Source organism: Rahnella sp. JUb53, assembly GCF_004346065.1.
GTDB classification, from domain to species: domain Bacteria; phylum Pseudomonadota; class Gammaproteobacteria; order Enterobacterales; family Enterobacteriaceae; genus Rahnella; species Rahnella variigena.
The window spans coordinates 489,038-504,118 of the sequence record NZ_SLYT01000004.1 but is presented as its reverse complement, the minus strand read 5'-3'; the positions used below and the strand labels follow the sequence as shown (position 1 = coordinate 504,118).

The following is a 15,081-nucleotide window of genomic DNA, read 5'->3' as shown; positions in this document are numbered from 1 at the left end:
GGCCATCTGATGTTGTGCCGCCCGCTGTTTCTCTGCAAAACAGGCAGCCCGTGCTTTTACTCTGTCGGTGAATTCTGACAAAGAGGGCATTGCCTGCTTTCACAGTCTGGTGATGTAGTGTCGAAGTGAACCTGATAAGGTTGAACGGGACTCATGCAAAATCAACTTATTCCCCAAGCCACGTCGCCTTTGGCCACGTGGCTTTATTATCTCGAACATCTCCATTCTCAGGCCATAGAGCTTGGCCTTGACCGGGTCAGAGCGGTTGCCGAAAAACTCGATTTACTGACTCCTGCGCCGCGTGTTTTCACCGTAGCCGGAACCAACGGTAAAGGCACGACCTGCGCGACACTTGAATCAGTCCTGATGGCTGCCGGATACCGTGTGGGTGTTTACAGTTCCCCGCATCTGGTGCGTTATACCGAGCGTGTGCGTATTCAGGGCGAGGAGTTGCCGGAATCTGCGCACTGCGAATCTTTTGCAGTACTCGAAGCCGGGCGGGGCGATATTTCGCTGACCTATTTCGAATACGGCACATTGTCGGCATTGCATCTGTTTAAACAGGCTAAGCTGGATGTGGTTATCCTGGAAGTCGGTCTGGGCGGGCGTCTGGATGCGACCAATATTGTTGATGCCAGCGTGTCTGTCGTCACAAGTATTGCCCTCGATCACACTGACTGGCTGGGTTCTGACCGTGAAAGCATTGGTCGCGAAAAGGCCGGAATTTTCCGTGCGGGTAAACCTGCGGTAGTCGGTGAGCCGGATATGCCTCAGTCCATTGCTGACGTCGCACAGGAAAAACAGTCTGATTTATACCGCCGCGATGTGAACTGGCATTTTTCTGCTGATGCAGGATACTGGCGCTGGGTGGCGCTCGACGCCGGTAAAGAAGTGAATATTCTGGATGCATTGCCGTTGCCTAATGTGCCGCTGGCGAATGCGGCCACCGCGCTGGCCGCACTGCATTATTCCGGTCTGAATGTTCCTGAAGCGGCGCTCCGCAGCGGCTTACAGCGCGCCGCATTGCCGGGGCGTTTCCAGACGGTGAGTGAGTCGCCGCGACTCATACTGGATGTCGCCCACAACCCGCATGCCGCAGCTTATCTGGCCGGACGCCTGGCTGAACAGCCACGTAATGGCGGCAAAGTGCGCGCCGTCGTCGGAATGTTGAAAGACAAAGATATTGCCGGTACGCTGGCTTGTCTGTCGCCTCAGGTCGATGAATGGTATTGCGCACCGCTGGAAGGCCCGCGTGGTGCCAGCGTTGCCGAACTGACGGTACATTTACCGCAGGCACGCCCATTTGATGATGTGGAGTCTGCCTGGAAACAGGCTATGCAGGAGGCGGCTCCTCAGGATATTGTGATTGTCTGCGGCTCGTTTCATACCGTAGCTCACGTAATGGATGCTATAGACACGGGGAAAACCAGTGGCAAGTAAGTTTCAAAATCGTCTGGTCGGGACCATTATTCTGGTGGCGCTGGGCGTCATCATTCTGCCCGGTTTACTCGACGGCAAGAAAAAGCATTACGAAGACGAATTTGCGTCGATTCCCCTGGTGCCAAAACCGGGTGATGTTGAGGAACAGGATTCGGTGCCTCCGGTCACACAATCGCTGCCTGCTCAGCCACCGGAAGGGGCAGATCAGTCCATGACGGGCGGGCAGAATACTGACAGTTCCGCCAACAACACCAACGCCGCAAATCATGGCAATGTGGCACCGGGCAATACCACGGTGGAATCCCAGCCGCCGGTCACCACGATGCCTGAGCAGAAAAAACCGGTGCAGCCGGCTCCGGTCAAACCCGTTCAGCAGAAGCCGAAAACGATTGAGCCTAAGCCGATGGTGGAAGCAAAACCGACGGTGAAACCTAAACCTGTTGAACAGCCGAAGCCGGTTGAACAGCCTAAAGCGGTTGCCGAGCAGCCAAAACCTGTTGAGCAACCTAAACCTGCGGCGGAAGAGAAAGCACCGGCAGGGCAGTCGTATGTTGTGCAGTTGGGTGCGCTGAAGAACGCCGCGAAAGCCAATGAGATTGTGGCCAATCTGCGGTTGTCCGGTTTCCGCGCCTATACCGTGCCAGCAACGCCGGTTCAGGGGCAGATCACGCGTCTGTACGTCGGGCCGGATGCATCGAAGCAGAAACTTGAAGCGTCATTGCCTCAGTTACAACAGCTGAGCGGATTGGGTGGGCAGGTTCGGGCATACAGCGCTCACTGACTTTGCGCACTTGACGCCGCAGTTGTGTTCGCTGCAATCAAGGACCCGAATCACTGACTAATGTCAGCTCATCGGGATCCTCTCATTTGCTGCCTTGCTGCAACTCCAATTGCTTGGTTCTGATAATGATAAATACCACGGAGGGCACAAGCGATTTGTGCCCTTTTTCTATAAGATCCTCTGGCTGGGTTTTTATAGGTTTATGCTGCGATTGAGGTTTTTTTAATCGCTATTATTAATTTGTCTGACCGGCAGATTTCCCCTACGCAAACGTTTTCTTTTTCTGTTAGAATTCGCCGCGAACTGGATGCCGGGGTAGACGTGACTGGATTAGACACTGGAATAGTTAATGGTCTGGATTGATTACGTCATTATTGCGGTTATCGGATTTTCTGCTTTAGTCAGTTTGATCCGTGGTTTTGTTCGCGAGGCTTTATCGCTGGTAACCTGGGCTTGCGCCTTCTTTGTTGCCAGCCATTATTACCCTTATCTCGCCATCTACTTCACGCGTTTCGAAGATGAGTTAGTTCGAAACGGGATCGCAATTGCCATCTTGTTCATCGCGACGTTGATCGTAGGTGCAATTGTCAACTATGTGATCAGTTCACTGGTGGAAAAAACCGGGTTGTCCGGCACTGACAGGGTGTTAGGTGTGTGCTTCGGCGCACTGCGCGGGGTGTTAATCGTCTCTGCGATGCTGTTCTTCCTGGATACCTTCACCAGTTTTTCACAAAGTGAAGACTGGAAACAATCCCAGTTGATCCCACAATTCAGTTATATCATCAGGTGGTTCTTTGACTACCTGCAGAGCACGTCGAGTTTCTTGCCAAAACATATTTAGTTCTGGCAGCGCTGAAGAGGAAAAGACAACATGTGCGGTATTGTCGGTATCGCCGGTTTCATGCCGGTAAACCAGTCGATTTATGACGCGTTAACGGTGTTACAACACCGTGGGCAGGATGCCGCAGGCATCGTCACCATTGATGCCAATAATAACTTCCGTTTACGGAAAGCGAATGGCCTGGTGAAGGATGTTTTCGAAGCCCGCCATATGCAACGCTTACAGGGCAACATGGGTATTGGCCATGTGCGCTACCCAACGGCTGGCAGTTCCAGCGCTTCAGAAGCTCAACCTTTTTACGTCAACTCTCCGTTCGGCATCACTCTTGCGCATAACGGTAACCTGACCAATGCTCACGAATTGCGAAGCAACCTTTTTGAAGGCCAGCGTCGCCATGTGAACACCACTTCCGATTCTGAAATTCTGCTCAATATCCTGGCGAGTGAACTGGATCGTTTCCAGCATTACCCGCTGGAAGCCGATAACATTTTCGCTGCGGTTGCCGCGGTGAATTTGAAAATCCGTGGCGCTTACGCCTGTGTGGCGATGATCATCGGTCACGGCATGCTGGCGTTCCGTGACCCGCACGGTATCCGTCCGCTGGTTATCGGTAAGCGCACGCTGGAAGGTGGCCGTAATGAGTACATGGTGGCATCTGAAAGTGTGGCACTCGATACATTAGGTTTTGAGTTCCTGCGTGACGTTGCGCCGGGCGAAGCGGTGTACATCACCGAAAAAGGCCAGCTCTACACCCGCATGTGTGCTGAAAATCCTCAGTACAATCCGTGCCTGTTCGAGTACGTGTATTTCGCGCGTCCTGACTCCTTCATCGACAAGATTTCCGTCTACAGCGCCCGTGTTCGTATGGGTGAAAAGCTGGGCGCGAAAATTGCCCGTGAATGGGAAGATCTGGATATCGACGTGGTCATTCCTATCCCGGAAACCTCCTGCGATATCGCGCTGGAAATCGCCCGTATCCTGAATAAACCGTACCGTCAGGGGTTTGTGAAAAACCGCTACGTGGGCCGTACCTTTATCATGCCGGGTCAGCAGGAACGTCGTAAATCGGTACGCCGTAAACTGAATGCCAACCGTGCTGAATTCCGCGATAAAAACGTGCTGCTGGTGGATGACTCCATCGTGCGCGGCACCACCTCTCAGCAGATTGTTGAGATGGCGCGTGAAGCGGGTGCGAGACGTGTTTATCTGGCGTCAGCGGCGCCGGAAATTCGTTTCCCGAACGTCTACGGTATCGATATGCCAAGTGCCAATGAACTGATTGCGCATGGCCGTGAAGTCAGCGAAATCAATCAGATGATTGGTGCTGATGCGTTAATCTTCCAGGATCTGAGCGACCTGATCGCCGCAGTGAAAGAAGACAATACCGACATCGAGAAATTTGAATGTTCAGTGTTCGACGGTGTTTACGTCACTAAAGACGTTGACCAGAACTATCTGGAATACCTCGAAGCCCTGCGTAACGACGATGCTCAGGCATTACGTGGTCAGCAGGAAGCTGAAAACCTTGAGATGCACAACGAAGGCTGATTAGCCGGTTGCTGACATCTGCATAAACGCGTCCCTCCGGTGAACAACCGGGCGGGCGCGTTTTTTTATGTCTGGATTTATGTCAGTATTGGCAGCATCAGGTCTGGTTACATTTTTCTAAGGCAGTGTTCATGAAACGACTTATTGTCGGTATTTCCGGCGCCAGCGGCGCAATTTATGGTGTCAGGCTTTTGCAGGTATTGCAGAGCGTGCCTGATATCGAAACTCATCTGGTGATGAGCAATGCCGCCCGCCAGACGCTGACCCTGGAAACGGATCTGACGCTGCGTGATGTTCAGGTGCTGGCAGATGTGGTGCATGATTCACGTGATATCGCTGCCAGCATTTCTTCAGGCTCATTCAAAACAGCAGGTATGGTGATTTTACCCTGCTCAATCAAAACGCTTTCCGGTATCGTGAACAGTTACACCGACGGCCTGCTGACCCGTGCAGCGGATGTAGTGCTTAAAGAACGCCGCCGTCTGGTGTTATGCGTGCGTGAAACACCGCTGCATCTCGGGCATTTGCGACTCATGACCCAGGCCGCTGAGCTCGGCGCTATTATTATGCCGCCGGTTCCGGCGTTTTATCACCGTCCGACATCTGTCGAAGATATTATCGATCAGACTGTAAACCGGGTGATTGATCAGTTTGATATTGAGCTCCCTGAAGACTTATTTGTTCGATGGCAGGGCAGTCGTTAATCTTTCTTCTCCCAATCCGCACTCATTTCGCGCAGTTCAGTTACATTGCACCAACAATGATCACAATTTGATTCATTAAGGTGCAGTGTTCGCCGCCCCTTCAGCTATTCTTCCTTCAGACCTTTGAAAACTTTCATTATCCCGATGCTTTTTTGACCGGTTTTCGTTCTCTCACAGCGGAAAGTGGCTGTGCTGAGAAACGGCACGAAAAGTGCATGAGAAAATCTGGCAAAAAGCCATTTGCATCGTTCAGCAAACTATAAAAAGACGTTCATTCACGCACACACAACCACAACAGATGAATAATCACTGAGGCTAATGTATGAAAAAGTTGTTCAAGGTTCTTCCGCTGGTTCTGGTCTTAGCCAGTGCAGGTAGTGCATTTGCTGCCGCGCCTAAAGCAATTAATATCGGTACTGATCCGACTTACGCCCCATTTGAATCAAAAGACTCCAGCGGCAAGCTGGTTGGCTTTGATATCGACCTGGCTAACGAGATGTGCAAACGTGCAGCCATCAAATGTACTTATGTTGAAAGTGATTTCGATGCACTGATCCCTTCCCTGAAAGCCAAGAAAATTGATGCGATTATTTCCTCGTTATCCATCACCGAAAAACGTCAGCAGGAAATTGATTTTACTGAAAAACTTTATGCCGCTAACGCCCGCCTTATCGCGCCTAAAGGCTCCAAAATTCTGCCCACTCTGGATGCCCTGAAAGGCAAAAACGTTGGCGTATTGCAGGGTTCCACTCAGGAAGCCTATGCCAACGCACAATGGCAGCCAAAAGGCATCAACGTGGTGGCTTACCAGAACCAGGATCTGATTTATGCAGATCTGGCATCTGGTCGTCTGGACGCAGCATTCCAGGATGAAGTGGCAGGCAGTGAAGGCTTCCTGAAACAGGCTGCGGGCAAAGACTATGCGTTTGCAGGCCCTTCAGTGAAAGACGATAAATTCTTTGGCGTGGGCACCGGTATGGGTCTGCGTAAGAATGAAACCGACCTGAAAGACGCACTGAACAAGGCGTTTGACAGCATGCGTAAAGACGGGACTTACGACAAACTGGCGAAAAAATACTTCGATTTTGACGTTTACGGCGGCTGATTTGCGCTGTGAGATGTGCCAAAGGGAGCGGTTTGCCGCTCCCTGCGGTTCTGACGCAGGTTGCCGTTTTGCCTGCGCAGGGATCCATTAAAGACAGGAAAAAACCATGCTGTATGGGTATTCCCAGGTAATTATCCAGGGCACGTTGGTGACACTGGAGCTGGCGATTTCGTCAGTTATTTTAGCGCTGGTGATAGGGCTTATCGGGGCTGGTGGGAAACTGTCGAAGAGCCGGATTATTTCTGGTTTTTTTGGTTGCTATACCACGCTTATCCGCGGCGTACCTGATCTGGTATTGATGTTATTAATTTTTTACGGCTTGCAGATTGCTCTCAACAGCCTGACCGAATCCATCGGCATGTCGCAGATTGATATCGACCCGATGAGCGCCGGTATCATCACGCTGGGCTTTATTTACGGCGCTTATTTCACAGAGACGTTCCGTGGCGCGTTTATGGCGGTTCCACGCGGGCAAATCGAAGCGGCGACCGCATTTGGTTTCAGCGGCTCACAAATTTTCCGTCGAATTCTGTTCCCGGCCATGATGCGTTTTGCGCTGCCGGGTATTGCCAACAACTGGCAGGTTATCCTCAAAGCCACCGCGCTGGTGTCATTGCTCGGCCTGAATGACGTGGTCAAAGCCACGCAGCTGGCCGGTAAAGGCACGTATCAGCCGTTCTACTTTGCGATTGTGGCGGGTGTGGTTTATCTGATTTTCACCACGCTGTCGAACGGCGTGCTGGTATGGCTTGATCGCCGTTATTCGCTGGGTGTGAAGAGGGCTGATCTATGATCGAGATTTTACAACAGTACGGTATGTCCCTGCTCTACAGCGACGGTTACCGATTCACCGGTCTGGCCATCACCCTGTGGTTACTGATCAGCTCCGTCGTCATCGGCGGGTTACTGGCAGTGCCGATGGCCGTGGGGCGCGTGTCTTCCAACAAATTCATCCGCTACCCGATCTGGTTGTATACCTACGTTTTCCGCGGAACACCGCTGTATGTCCAGTTGCTGGTGTTTTATTCCGGGATGTACAGCCTGGAAATCGTGCGTGGCACAGACTTCCTGAATGCCTTCTTCCGCAGCGGACTGAACTGTACGATTCTGGCGCTGACGCTCAATACCTGCGCGTACACCACCGAGATTTTTGCCGGTGCGATCCGTTCTGTTCCGCACGGTGAAATTGAAGCGGCCAATGCCTACGGATTCTCACGCTTTAAACTGTATACCTGCATTATTCTGCCGTCTGCATTACGCACAGCGCTGCCTGCATACAGTAATGAAGTCATTCTGATGCTGCATTCCACCGCGCTGGCGTTTACCGCCACGGTACCGGACGTGCTGAAAATCGCCCGCGACATCAACTCGGCGACGTATCAGCCGTTTTATGCTTTCGGGATCGCAGCAGTGATTTATCTTTGTGTTTCTTTTGTCCTGATTGGTCTGTTCCGCAAGGCGGAAAAACGCTGGCTGGCGCATGTTAAGCCTCAGTCTGCCCATTAAAAAAGCCAACCAATAATTATTGCGGATAAAAACTATGCCAGAAAACAAATTAGCGGTTCTCGATCTCCACAAGCGCTATGGCGACCATGAAGTGCTGAAAGGCGTTTCTTTGTCTGCCAATGCGGGTGATGTGATCAGTATTATTGGCTCATCAGGATCCGGAAAAAGTACCTTCCTGCGCTGCATTAACTTTCTTGAGAAACCAAGTGAAGGTTCGATCAGCGTCAATAATCAGGATATCCGCATGGTGCGCGACACCGACGGTCAGCTGAAAGTGTTTGATAAAAAACAGCTGCAACTGCTGCGTACCAAACTGACGATGGTGTTCCAGCATTTCAACCTGTGGAGCCACATGACGGTGCTGGAAAACGTTATGGAAGCGCCGGTGCAGGTGCTGGGGTTAAGCAAAGCGGAAGCGCGTGAACGTGCGGTGAAGTATCTCGATAAAGTGGGCATTGACGCCCGCGCACAGGGTAAATATCCGGTGAATTTGTCAGGCGGTCAGCAACAGCGCGTGTCTATTGCCCGCGCACTGGCGATGGAGCCTGAAGTGCTGCTGTTTGACGAACCGACCTCTGCGCTCGATCCTGAACTGGTCGGCGAAGTGCTGCGTATTATGCAAAAACTGGCAGAAGAGGGGAAAACCATGGTGGTGGTGACGCATGAAATGGAGTTTGCCCGTCATGTCTCCAGCCACGTTATTTTCCTGCATCAGGGCGTGATTGAAGAGCAGGGCGATCCGTCGGAAGTCTTTGGCCGCCCGAAAAGTGCCCGCCTGCAACAGTTCCTTTCAGGTGCGTTGAAGTAATATCCTTATGCGCCTTCCCCTCGCACGAGGGGAAGGCTGGGATGATTTTACCTAAAGTAAATCAACCCTTCGCCGCCAGCATGCAAAGCTGAACGGTGAGTTCATAGGATTTCACAAACGAATTCACCGGCAGGAACTCGAATTTCGAGTGGAAATTATGCGCGCCGGTAAAGTAATTCGGCGTCAGTAAACCTTTGGCTGACAGCGCTGCACCGTCGGTGCCGCCGCGCATCGGGATCACTTTTGGCTCAACGCCGATCTCTTTCAAACCTGCAAAGATCAGATCAATCGCCCGGCGATCTTCACCGATGGCGCTGCTGATATTGCTGTAGGTGTCACTGATATCAACTGAGACTTTCGCCGTCGGATACTGCGCGGCGATCTCTTTCGCGACATCATGAATTTTTTGCTTACGTGCTGCAAAACTGGCGCTGTCGAAATCACGAATGGAGGCTTTCAGTTCCGCGCCTTGCTGCGACGCGCTCATGCCATTGAACCAGACATAACCTTCACGGCCTTCGGTATTTTCAGGCGTTTCTGCACGGTCAAAATGACGGATGAAATCCTGTGCCATCAGCAGCGGATTCACCAGCACGCCTTTGGCTGACATCGGATGCGCGGTCACGCCGGTAAAGGTGATTTCAGCAGCCGCTGCGTTAAAGTTTTCGTAAACTACTTCGCCGAGTTCGCAGCAGTCGATGGTGTAAGCGAAATCCACATCGAAGCGCGCAAGATCCAGCGCCTTGGCGCCGCGCAGTCCGATTTCTTCATCCGGCACAAACGCCACCACGATATCGCCGTATTCCTGCTCAGCGGTCAGGTTTTCCAGCAATGTCATCACGACAGTCACCGCCGCTTTATTATCCGCGCCCAGCACGCTGGTGCCGTCGCTGAAAATAATGTCTTCGCCTTTGTACGGCAGGATCTCCGGGCGCTCGGCAGGGCGCAGCCAGATATCTTTTTCACTATTGAGGCACACATCTTCGCCGGTAAAACGCAAGGTTTGCGGGTGAATGTCCGGGCGCAGGCCGACATCCACGGTATCAATATGCGTGATGAAACCGATGCGCGGACCACCCTTTTTAGTCCCGGATTTTACGGCGGTGACGGTCGCGTATTCGTCGATCTGAATGTTTTCCAGACCGAGCTGGTGCAGCTCATCGGCCAGTAAGCGCGCCATATCGTGCTGGCCTGGTGTACTTGGCAGAGTGGTCGCGCTGGCATCACTTTGTGATGTCACGGAGAGATAGCGGTAGAAACGTTCGGTAAGCTGTTTTGCGATTGTTGTCGACATCTTGACCTCTGAATGTGCGCAAATATTGTTCCCTGTTATAAGATTTTCATATATAACAAAGTATTACTACGTGTTATCCAGATGTTAATCTGTTTTTGCTTTATGTTCCACGATGAAGAAGATTTAAACACTCTCCGGACAGGGAAAAAGGGAAAATAATGAAACACAACATATTAAAAATAAGCACAGGTTTACTGGCGCTGGCCATCACAGGTGGCGTTTCTGCAAAAACGCTGGTGTATTGTTCTGAAGGTTCGCCTGAGCAATTCAACCCGCAACTTTACACCTCGGGTACCTCTGTGGATGCCAGCGCGGCACCGATTTATAACCGTCTGGTGGATTTTAAAATCGGTACCACGGAGCTGATCCCAAGCCTGGCGGAAAGCTGGGATGTCAGTGCGGACGGTAAAACCTATACCTTCCATTTGCGCAAGGGCGTGAAATTCCAGAGCAACAAACTGTTCAAGCCGACGCGCGATTTCAATGCTGACGACGTGATCTTCTCGTTCATGCGCCAGAAAGATGAAAATAATCCTTACCATAAAATTTCCGGCGGCACGTACCTGAACTTCGACAGCCTGAAAATGGGTGACCTTATCGGCAGTATCGATAAGGTGGATGACTACACTGTCCGCTTCAATCTGACTCGTCCGGAAGCGCCATTCGTGGCGGATCTGGCGTGGTATTTCGCATCGATTCTCTCTGCGGAATATGCCGATCAGATGCTTAAAGCCGGTACGCCGGAAAAGGTCGATCAGGATCCTGTCGGCACCGGCCCGTTCGAGCTGATGCAATACCAGAAAGACACGCGTCTGCTGTACAAGGCGTTCCCTGAATACTGGCAGGGCAAATCTAAAATTGACCGTCTGGTGTATACCATCACCCCTGATGCCTCAATGCGTCTTGCTAAACTCGAGAAAAACGAGTGTCAGGTGATGCCATTCCCGAATCCGGCCGATCTCGAGCGTATGCGTGCAAATAAAGACATCAATCTGATGAGCAAGGCTGGCCTTAACACCGGTTTCCTCTCGTTCAACACGCAGAAAGCGCCACTGGATAATGTGAAAGTACGGCAGGCACTGACCATGGCGATTAACAAACCGCAAATCATCGAAGCGGTATTCCATGGCACCGGAACCGTCGCCAAAACGCTGCTGCCGACCGGTGTCTGGAGTTACAACGACAAGCTGGTGGATTACGATTATTCGCCTGAGAAAGCCAAAGCGCTGCTGGCTGAAGCGGGAATGCCGAACGGTTTCGATATCGACTTGTGGGCGATGCCGGTTCAGCGTCCGTATAACCCGAACGCCCGTCGTATGGCGGAGATGATTCAGGCGGACTGGGCGAAAATCGGTGTGAAAGCGCACATCGTCAGTTACGAATGGGGCGAATATCAGACCCGCATCCGTAACGGCGAGCACATGGCGGCACTGATGGGCTGGACGACGGCGAACGGTGACCCGGATAACTTCTTCGGTCCGCTGTTTACCTGTAACGCCGCGAAGGGCGGTTCGAACTCAGCCAAATGGTGTTACGCACCGTTCGACAAGCTGATTACCGAAGCGAAAGAAACCACCGATCATGCCAAACGCGTCGCGCTTTACGAACAAGCTCAGCAGATGATGCACGATCAGGCCCCTGCGGTGATGATCGCCCACTCGACCATTTTCGAACCGGTCCGCAAAGAAGTGACCGGCTATGAAGTGGATCCGTTTGGGAAACATGTTTTTTATCAGGTGGATGTGAAGGAGTAGAACCTGAGGGGGGGGAATTGAATTGTGGACGTTTCGGTTTCTCAATAATTGTGCTCACATAATTTTCTGCGCCGAAACCGCCCAAAGGAGGAAAGTGCTTTTCCTCCTTTGGATTCCTCCTCGCCTTTTCAACAAGTGCTTCGCTCGCTGGCTATGTTTCAGCAACCACAGTGACAGGCTGGAAATCTTGCCGCTTTGCGGTTCCTTCTCTCGGTCTTCGAGCCCTGGGTCTCGAAGCCGCTCCGTTCAGCAAGATTTCTGATTCGCCCGTGAGATCTTAAATTCAACGGCTGACCGTTTTTTATCTTTTAGATAAGTTGATTGGCGTGCTCAAAAATGGCACCGAATGAATGGTTCGAGACCAGAGGCTCGAATCCTGAAATGAGGGCATCGCGGAGCGATGACATTTTGCGCCACACACCAATGTGCCGGAACATGTCCTTCATTCCAGCGACAGCGCGCAGTGAAAAAGCGAGGGGAGTGCAGAGGGGAAAAGCTTTTCCCCTCTGCTCGGTTTCGGCGAAATAGCCTATGTGAGCGCAGTTATTGAGAAACCGAAACATCCCCCCCCGATCAGTTTTTAAAAAGCGCCAGTACCGCGCCATTGTACCTATGAGAAGCCGAAACATCCCCATCTGGTCGAGCAGGGTGAAGGGCTGCAAGACCCTTCACGCCAGCAAATCCTCCAGTGCTTCCTTCAATTCCTGATGCTTAAACTCAAACCCTGCGGCTTCCAGTCTGCGTGGCACGGCACGCTGGCCTCCCAGCACCAGCACCGCTGATTCCCCCATCAGCAAACGAACCACAGGCGCGGGTGCGCGCATAAATGCCGGTCGGTGGAGGACTTCCCCGAGCAGGGCGCTGAATTGTTCGTTACGTGCCGGATAAGGCGATACCATATTGAATGGGCCTGAGAGCGTTTCGTGGGCGAGGAGGAAAAGGATCCCGTCAATCATGTCATTGATGTGGATCCACGGCATATATTGCTGACCATCGCCGATCGGGCCACCGAGACCGGCGCGGAAGGGCAGCACTATTTTTGCCAGCGCACCGCCTTTTTCGGCCAGTACGATCCCGGTTCGCAGCAGACAAACTCGCGTGGACGGGCTTTGAGCGGACATCGCCAGGGCTTCCCAGCGGGCGCAAAGTTGCCAGGTAAATTGCTTGTTCGGCGGCTCATCTTCCGGCACCAGCGCCTGCCCCTGATCGCCGTAATACCCGACCGCTGAACCGGAAATGAAGACTGAAGGCGGCGTCTGACTGGCATTAATCAGCGTCGCCAGTTTTTCAGTGAGCTGCCAGCGGCTTTCACATAATCGGGCTTTGTGTTCTTTCGTCCAGCGTTTGTCCGCGATCGGCTCACCGGCAAGGTTGATGACGGCGTCGAAACCGTCGAGGGTGGTTTTGCCTTCCAGCGTTTCCCATACCTGAACCTGCGAGCCTAACAGCTTCGCCGCTCGTTCAGGGGCGCGGCTCAGTGCGGTAATCTGATGAGATTGTTCAAGAAGTCGCCCGGTGAGTTTTCGACCGATGAGCCCGGTTGCGCCGGTTATCAGGACTTTCATATCGTGATCCTTAACTGTCTGAATTCGCGGATGAACTGACTATAATCATAGATGAGTCACCGCCATTAACTCGCGATATGGAGCACAATTAAGTGTTTTTATTTTGCAGAAGGGAAAACACCTCCGGCAAAGTACGGAGGCATCGGGGCGGATTATGCCTGCGCTAACGCATAGGCTTTTTGCGTCGCCGGGCGGCTTTTCACCCGCTCAAACCAGTTGCGCACGGCAGGAAACTCCGCCAGATCAATTCGCTGGCGTTCATGCGCCACCACCCACGGGTAAGTGGCAATATCAGCAATGCTGTAATTCTCGCCCGCGATATAGGCATTTTTCTCCAGCTGACGGTTTAGTACCCCATATAACCGCCGGGTTTCCTGCAGGAAACGTTCGATGGCATAAGGCACAGGTTGCGGAGCGTAGTGGGTAAAATGGTGATTCTGACCCAGCATCGGGCCAAATCCGGCAACCTGCCAGGTCAGCCATTGCAGCGTGATGGTTCTTTCGCGCAGTTCCTGGCTGAGGAATTTGCCGGTTTTTTCTGCCAGATACTGCAAAATTGCGCCAGACTCAAAGACACTGAGTGGCGCGCCGCCATCCACGGGTTCATTATCAACAATGGCCGGGATTTTATTGTTGGGAGAAATGGCAAGGAATTCAGGCCTGAATTGCTCGCCGGCGCTCATATCAATTTGATAAAGCCGGTATGGCAGGCCACACTCTTCAAGTAAAAGAGAAATTTTATGGCCATTGGGTGTGGGTGCGTAATAGAGATCGATCATATTGCCTCCTGCGTGTTAATCAGACTCCGCGACTTGCGGGGCGGGATGCGCCAATGGGGGATTGATAATCACAAACTTTATATCCTGAGTAATAGGTTATCATAATGCATATGAACGGCTGTCTATGTCAGAGTTGTCTGATGGCGAACTTTGTGGGCTGACATAACTTTTACGGTGTATCTGCGCACCCATAGCTATTGAAGCAACCCAGCAGACCCAATAGAATCTCCGGACATTATCGACGTGTTGCAAAATCACAGCGCACAGACTTATTGCGCACAGACCAGCGCTTAAAAGAGAAGGTTCCAGCGGATGTCAGAACAAGAGCAAAACATCAGTACGGATGAGTGGGTTGATATCGTCAACGAAGATAACGAAGTCATTGCCCAGGCCAGCCGACAACAAATGCGCGCTCAGGTCCTGCGTCACCGTGCCAGCTATATCGTGGTTCATGACGGCATGGGAAATATTTTGATTCAGCGCCGGACTGAAACCAAAGATTTCTACCCGGGCTGGCTGGATGCAACGGCAGGTGGCGTGGTGCAAAGCGGTGAAAATATTCTGGATTCAGCGCGTCGTGAAGCCGAAGAAGAGTTAGGCATTGCCGGTGTGCCTTTTGCCGAGCACGGTCAGTTCTATTTCGAGGAAGAGAATAAATGCCGCGTCTGGGGCGCACTGTTCAGTTGCGTATCCCATGGCCCGTTCGCGTTGCAGGAAGAAGAAATCGACGCAGTGCGCTGGATGACTCCGGAAGAAATCACTGCCCGCTGTGATGAATTTACGCCTGATTCTCTGAAAGCACTCTCATTGTGGATGACGCGCAATAACGAGAAAGAACACGGTAAGCCTCTGACGCGTGAAGAAGCAACACCGGCGGTGGAAAGTGTGAAAGCTAATGAAGATTCGTCGACCGAAGACGATATCTGATCAGCATCTCGCGGGCGATATACTATCGC

General features: G+C 52.2%; 15 protein-coding genes. 11 read left to right on the top strand and 4 right to left on the bottom strand.

Annotated elements, in window-relative coordinates; all coding sequences use genetic code 11:
• Window positions 1-153 precede the first annotated feature (153 nt).
• The 9 genes from folC to hisP all read left to right on the top strand — a co-directional run bounded on the left by folC (window position 154) and on the right by hisP (window position 8,733).
• Window positions 154-1,440, top strand: a complete 1,287-nt coding sequence (gene folC, locus EC840_RS12715) for a bifunctional tetrahydrofolate synthase/dihydrofolate synthase (protein WP_132965591.1) — start codon at window positions 154-156, stop codon at window positions 1,438-1,440.
• A complete protein-coding gene (gene dedD / locus EC840_RS12710; protein WP_132965589.1) occupies window positions 1,430-2,221 on the top strand; it encodes a cell division protein DedD in 792 nt (263 codons plus the stop codon). Before folC ends, dedD begins: the two co-directional genes overlap by 11 nt.
• A gap of 349 nt (window positions 2,222-2,570) precedes the next feature.
• Window positions 2,571-3,062: a colicin V production protein gene (cvpA, locus tag EC840_RS12705; RefSeq protein WP_112288114.1), complete on the top strand. Its 492-nt coding sequence runs from the start codon at window positions 2,571-2,573 to the stop codon at window positions 3,060-3,062.
• 30 nt (window positions 3,063-3,092) lie between these two features.
• Window positions 3,093-4,610 carry an amidophosphoribosyltransferase gene (gene purF, locus EC840_RS12700; protein ID WP_112288115.1) on the top strand — a complete coding sequence of 506 codons (1,518 nt, stop codon included), beginning with the start codon at window positions 3,093-3,095 and terminating at the stop codon, window positions 4,608-4,610.
• A gap of 131 nt (window positions 4,611-4,741) precedes the next feature.
• Window positions 4,742-5,314, top strand: a complete 573-nt coding sequence (locus tag EC840_RS12695; protein WP_113877032.1) for a UbiX family flavin prenyltransferase — start codon at window positions 4,742-4,744, stop codon at window positions 5,312-5,314.
• Between the two features lie 322 nt (window positions 5,315-5,636).
• Complete coding sequence (gene argT, locus EC840_RS12690) at window positions 5,637-6,419, top strand: lysine/arginine/ornithine ABC transporter substrate-binding protein ArgT (protein ID WP_112288117.1); 783 nt, start codon at window positions 5,637-5,639, stop codon at window positions 6,417-6,419.
• Window positions 6,420-6,525: 106 nt separating this feature from the next.
• A complete protein-coding gene (locus EC840_RS12685; RefSeq protein WP_112288118.1) occupies window positions 6,526-7,212 on the top strand; it encodes a histidine ABC transporter permease HisQ in 687 nt (228 codons plus the stop codon).
• Window positions 7,209-7,925, top strand: coding sequence for an ABC transporter permease (locus EC840_RS12680; RefSeq protein WP_112288119.1), 717 nt, complete (start codon window positions 7,209-7,211; stop codon window positions 7,923-7,925). Before EC840_RS12685 ends, EC840_RS12680 begins: the two co-directional genes overlap by 4 nt.
• Before the next feature lie 34 nt (window positions 7,926-7,959).
• The gene (gene hisP, locus EC840_RS12675; RefSeq protein ID WP_113877034.1) at window positions 7,960-8,733 is read left to right on the top strand and encodes a histidine ABC transporter ATP-binding protein HisP; all 774 of its coding nucleotides are present in this window, start codon (window positions 7,960-7,962) and stop codon (window positions 8,731-8,733) included.
• Window positions 8,734-8,794: 61 nt separating this feature from the next.
• On the opposite strand, the gene pepT is transcribed toward hisP, so the two are convergent.
• On the bottom strand, window positions 8,795-10,027 hold the full coding sequence (pepT, locus tag EC840_RS12670; protein ID WP_132965587.1) for a peptidase T: 1,233 nt from the start codon (window positions 10,025-10,027) through the stop codon (window positions 8,795-8,797).
• Between the two features lie 158 nt (window positions 10,028-10,185).
• On the opposite strand from pepT, the gene EC840_RS12665 reads away from it, so the two are divergent.
• Window positions 10,186-11,781, top strand: coding sequence for an ABC transporter substrate-binding protein (locus EC840_RS12665; protein ID WP_129639054.1), 1,596 nt, complete (start codon window positions 10,186-10,188; stop codon window positions 11,779-11,781).
• Between the two features lie 308 nt (window positions 11,782-12,089).
• Here EC840_RS12665 and EC840_RS12660 read toward each other — a convergent pair whose 3' ends face one another.
• The 3 genes from EC840_RS12660 to yfcG all read right to left on the bottom strand — a co-directional run bounded on the left by EC840_RS12660 (window position 12,090) and on the right by yfcG (window position 14,125).
• Window positions 12,090-12,443 carry a hypothetical protein gene (locus tag EC840_RS12660; protein WP_132965585.1) on the bottom strand — a complete coding sequence of 118 codons (354 nt, stop codon included), beginning with the start codon at window positions 12,441-12,443 and terminating at the stop codon, window positions 12,090-12,092.
• A 6-nt stretch (window positions 12,444-12,449) separates the two neighbouring features.
• On the bottom strand, window positions 12,450-13,346 hold the full coding sequence (locus EC840_RS12655) for a TIGR01777 family oxidoreductase (RefSeq protein WP_129639052.1): 897 nt from the start codon (window positions 13,344-13,346) through the stop codon (window positions 12,450-12,452).
• Between the two features lie 152 nt (window positions 13,347-13,498).
• Window positions 13,499-14,125 carry a GSH-dependent disulfide bond oxidoreductase gene (gene yfcG, locus EC840_RS12650; RefSeq protein WP_132965583.1) on the bottom strand — a complete coding sequence of 209 codons (627 nt, stop codon included), beginning with the start codon at window positions 14,123-14,125 and terminating at the stop codon, window positions 13,499-13,501.
• 312 nt (window positions 14,126-14,437) lie between these two features.
• Between yfcG and yfcD the strand changes: the two genes are divergently transcribed.
• Window positions 14,438-15,052, top strand: a complete 615-nt coding sequence (gene yfcD / locus EC840_RS12645) for an NUDIX hydrolase YfcD (protein ID WP_112289900.1) — start codon at window positions 14,438-14,440, stop codon at window positions 15,050-15,052.
• Window positions 15,053-15,081 lie beyond the last annotated feature (29 nt).

Bases quoted from the DNA above. Each gene is read 5' to 3' on its own strand.
- folC (WP_132965591.1), top strand. From the start codon at position 154: ATGCAAAATCAACTTATTCCCCAAGCCACGTCGCCTTTGGCCACGTGG.
- cvpA (WP_112288114.1), top strand. From the start codon at position 2,571: ATGGTCTGGATTGATTACGTCATTATTGCGGTTATCGGATTTTCTGCT.
- purF (WP_112288115.1), top strand. From the start codon at position 3,093: ATGTGCGGTATTGTCGGTATCGCCGGTTTCATGCCGGTAAACCAGTCG.
- EC840_RS12695 (WP_113877032.1), top strand. From the start codon at position 4,742: ATGAAACGACTTATTGTCGGTATTTCCGGCGCCAGCGGCGCAATTTAT.
- argT (WP_112288117.1), top strand. From the start codon at position 5,637: ATGAAAAAGTTGTTCAAGGTTCTTCCGCTGGTTCTGGTCTTAGCCAGT.
- EC840_RS12685 (WP_112288118.1), top strand. From the start codon at position 6,526: ATGCTGTATGGGTATTCCCAGGTAATTATCCAGGGCACGTTGGTGACA.
- EC840_RS12680 (WP_112288119.1), top strand. From the start codon at position 7,209: ATGATCGAGATTTTACAACAGTACGGTATGTCCCTGCTCTACAGCGAC.
- hisP (WP_113877034.1), top strand. From the start codon at position 7,960: ATGCCAGAAAACAAATTAGCGGTTCTCGATCTCCACAAGCGCTATGGC.
- pepT (WP_132965587.1), bottom strand. From the start codon at position 10,027: ATGTCGACAACAATCGCAAAACAGCTTACCGAACGTTTCTACCGCTAT.
- EC840_RS12665 (WP_129639054.1), top strand. From the start codon at position 10,186: ATGAAACACAACATATTAAAAATAAGCACAGGTTTACTGGCGCTGGCC.
- EC840_RS12655 (WP_129639052.1), bottom strand. From the start codon at position 13,346: ATGAAAGTCCTGATAACCGGCGCAACCGGGCTCATCGGTCGAAAACTC.
- yfcG (WP_132965583.1), bottom strand. From the start codon at position 14,125: ATGATCGATCTCTATTACGCACCCACACCCAATGGCCATAAAATTTCT.
- yfcD (WP_112289900.1), top strand. From the start codon at position 14,438: ATGTCAGAACAAGAGCAAAACATCAGTACGGATGAGTGGGTTGATATC.